Here is a 4,075-nt window from a genome sequence, read left to right on the forward strand (position 1 = left end):
CGCGGGGTTAAGTGTGAATAGGGTGAGGATGGTTAGGCTAGGAGAAACTAGGGCTTTGGAATTCAAGTTTTTAACGCCAATATTTTTCTGTAGATGTGTTATGGTATCCTGTTTTGACAAAGATATTTGTTTGTCATCATAGTTTTCACCCCCCCAACGCCCCTTGTTAAAGGGGGGAGTCAGAATATAACTAGGGTTTTTGGTAAATTGAGATGCTCCTTGATGTGGTGGGGCTTTTGGGAAAATTAGGGGGGAAAAAGTTTTAGTTTTTTTTAGTTGCACAATGTTCACTCCTCGGCGATGCTGTTACTGGTTATTGGTTAGGGGTTAGGGGTTAGAAAAAGAATAAAACTAATAAATAAACACGGTATCAACTAGAATTCACTTTTTACCTCTTACCTCCTCTACCAATTTCATAAATACTTACTACAATTTTTTTTCTTGTTCCCCCCCTTACCAAGCAGGGCTAGGGGGGTAAAAATATAGCGCTATTTAATGAAGTTGGTATTACCTCTTACCTCCAACTAACGACTAACGGTATTTGTATCTGTATTTGTGGTAGTAGGAATTGTTTCTCCTACTGCTTTAACTTCAGCTTCCCGCTGCTGAGGTGGTGTTACTCGTTGTCGCCCAAAACCATTCCAAAGTTCATTTACTTTGAGGGTTAGATTGAGATACCAGCCTCCATTGGAGCGATAACCAGTGAAGTCTTCATCGTCTACGCTACCGAAGCTATAGCCTAAACCTAAGCGTAAATCTGGTGTGATATATAATCCACTTTCTACGGCAAAACCTGTTTCATGGAAGTCTGCTGATGGTTGCCCTATCCAGCGCCCTTCTAATGCTAAATCCATCCGGTATCCTAACCGATATCTTGCTCGTAGTTGTGTCAAATAAACCATGCTGGTGTTACTGAAGTTTTGAGCTAAGTCAGTAGTGCTTTGGCGCATGGCATATTTTCCGTAAAATTCCCATCGCCAATCTGGGGCATAAATGGCTTCAAATGATAATACATGATCGTTGGAACCTGTACCGCTACCAAAGAGTAGTGTTTGGGGAATTGCGGAGGGATTTTTGCGATATTCGTACCGCAATAGGGCATTAAAGCTATCGTTAAATGGATCTCGATATGCTAACCCTACTTTTAAGTTTTGAGTATCCTCTAATCCTTCTAATAATTGATTAGCGGAGCTGGCTTGTTGAAAACGGACTAAAGCTGTTAAAGCTGGTGTTATTTTACCTGCTGCCCCAGCAGTAATTACGGTATTATTGCCATTGCCGCCTGTGTGTCTTTCAAATCTTGCTGATGCTTGGAAATTCTGACTGGGGCTATATTCTATCCCAACATTATAAGATTCTCCATCTGCTAATGCTAAAGATGAGGCACTTTGCCCGACAGCGTAAGGTTGCAAAAATCTCGGTCCCGCTGCGGTTTCGCCTAGTATATTATGGAGAATTCTTTCATATCCTAGGTCAACCCTTAATCCCTTGGCAATCTGCCAGTGGTGATTTAATCCTACTGCACCTTGACCTATCATTCCTCCATTTGCGCCAACGATTGAGTAACGACTGGTGAGGGAGGTATTTTCGCCAATCCTCCTTTCCATAATCGTATCCAAACTAGTAATCGCATTCTCACCTAATAATCCCCCATCAAAGAATTGGTGAGCTAGTCTTAGTGTCATTCCTGGTGCAACCGCCCAATCTAAACCAAGGGTAGTACGATTGGGATTAAGAGCATCGCTATTATCCAAACCTAATTCATTCTGGGCGCGGAACATTAAAGATTGAGTGATGGGGACATTTAATCTCGATACAAATTGTCCATTACTCCCTTCAAAGGTATCTCCAATCCGATCTTGACGGGCACGGTTTACATATTCTAAGCTTAGGCTACCTGCGCCAATTTTCTGGAAAATTCCGCCCCTAATTGTGGTTAAACTATTATCAACTCGACTCCCTGGTTTTGCTTCTACTCCAGTATTAAAGATATTATTCGGACTGAATAAGTCGAATAACTCAGACTGATTTAGGAGTTGTGGGGCTGTACCGAAGTTAATTTCGCGATCGAAACCAGCTTGGAAACTAGTATTTTCCCCTAATTTTGTTATTAAATTTGCACCATAACGAGTTTGTCCCGGGGTGAAACTAGTGGTAGCATTATTAGCAAATCCTTCATCTACGGAGCGATAGTAAGCACGACCGTTTATACTGGAACCAATATTGCCATTTAGTTCAAAGCGATAAGCTTCGCCAGTTACTAAACCTGCGAAGGCAGATTCGTTGGTGGAGTGGGCATATTCGCCAACAATTCGCCCATTTTTCCCCAAGGGAACTAGAAAATCGGCACCATATAGTTCAAAATTTTGATTTCCCTGATCTTCTCGCCAATAACTGCTAGCTAGCCAACTTTCGCGATCGAATTTCTGAGATAGGTTATATTGTAACCGCCCTGCATAAATATTGGTGTCGCCTGTATCATTCCCTTCATATTGATAGGTGACAACAATTTTTCGCACCAGGGTATTGCCAAATAGGTCAAATTCTGTTTGGCGAATTGGTTTGCGGAATAGGATAGTACCTCGATCGTAGTCGATTTCATAATCTGGGCCACGACTCAGGGCTTTCCTTTCAATTACTGTGCCAGGGCGATTGATTTCTTCTGTTTCTAGATAAACGTTTTCACTGCCAGCAAAGACAATGCGCCGCGATAGGAAGTAATATCCACTTGTACCATCTGGCGCGATCGCATCTCGCTGAAATCCCTGGACATCGGGGCTATAAAGTGCGGTAACCTGTAGATTCCCCAGGTTATAATTACCTTTAAATCCGTGTAAAGCTCTGGAAGTGGCTGTAAATTCCTGAGATCCTCGTGCTAATTCTGTGGTATTATAATCCCCCCACATAATATAGTCTGGCTCTGCACCTTCCACTCGGGAAGTTCGCTCTAACCGGATATAGACGCTATCTTTAGAAGGAGTCAGGTAATCAACTGTGGAACTATCCCCATAAGTATAATATTGTTGATCGCAAAATTGAGGCGACTGAAATAACTGAGTCTCACCATTACAGTTTTCATTAAGTGGGCGAGAGCTATTATATGCACCTGTAAATAACCATTCTCCTACTCTACCCTGAGCAAAGGCTGAACCTCGCAAATCAACTGCGGTGCCATCTTCATTATCAGGGAGAAGAAAGTCTCGCCGACTGCCCCAAAAATTAGTCCCCCGCGCCCCAATCCGAAAATCGATTACTCCGGTGGCGATGGAAGGGCGGAGGTAGGTGACAAATTCAATTTGGGTAAAGGCTTCAAGACTTTCCTGTAATGGGGATTTAGGATTTGGATTGTTGGGGTTTTCCGATTCTCCTCTCACCTCTAATCTCTCGCCCATCATCTCTACTGCCGCCCGAATCCGGACTTTTTGGGCTTCTAATCCAGATTGGAGTTTAGCGGTAAATTTGCCCTCTCTAGCAATAACTTGAAATCCAAGTCTATCTTCATCTTCATCAGCACCAACAAATTTCCCTGCGGCTGCTGTCAGGGTAACTAGGGCATCTTCTTTAATTAGTTCACCATTTTCATTAGTAATTTCCCCTTCTATGTTAATTGTGGAACGGCCATCAGCAGTTACTCTAGGATCGCCTAGAGGTTTAATTGAGATCTGGTTAGCAGTTTGTTTAACTTTTAATCCTACTATAACAGGTGTCCCATTACCAGCAGAAACGCTAATCCTATTGTCCCCTTTTCCCAGGGGTATATTATACCAAACTTGAGTAATAATACCCTGCTGTTCATCTCGCTGAATTTGGGTTGGTATCCCAGCTTCAATGGATTTATTATTAACCTTCACCTCAACTTGGGAATTAATGTTGTATTGAACTATTAAATTAGTAGTTTTTTCTCCAGTTGTACCCGTTTGGGGACTAAGAATTCGTACCTCATCTGGTGCTAAGTTAATTCCGGCAATTGGGGTGGAATTATTCTTCCCTTCGGAAATGTTAACTGCTGGTAATAGAGGCTCATTGGTAACTGAATTATTATCGCTAATCTTACCCGATTCGGTTACCTGACTTG

Annotated in this window: 2 protein-coding genes; both read right to left on the bottom strand. The window is 42.4% G+C overall.

The genetic code is table 11. From position 1 onward, the window contains the following. Nucleotides 1-282, bottom strand: a 282-nt coding sequence (locus tag NJ959_RS22845; protein ID WP_254014046.1) for a hypothetical protein, incomplete at its 3' end; no start/stop codon positions are given. Nucleotides 283-524: 242 nt separating this feature from the next. After that, nucleotides 525-4,075, bottom strand: a 3,551-nt coding sequence (locus tag NJ959_RS22850; RefSeq protein WP_254014047.1) for a hypothetical protein, incomplete at its 5' end; no start/stop codon positions are given.

This window comes from Limnofasciculus baicalensis BBK-W-15, from assembly GCF_024178385.1.
GTDB lineage: Bacteria > Cyanobacteriota > Cyanobacteriia > Cyanobacteriales > Coleofasciculaceae > Limnofasciculus > Limnofasciculus baicalensis.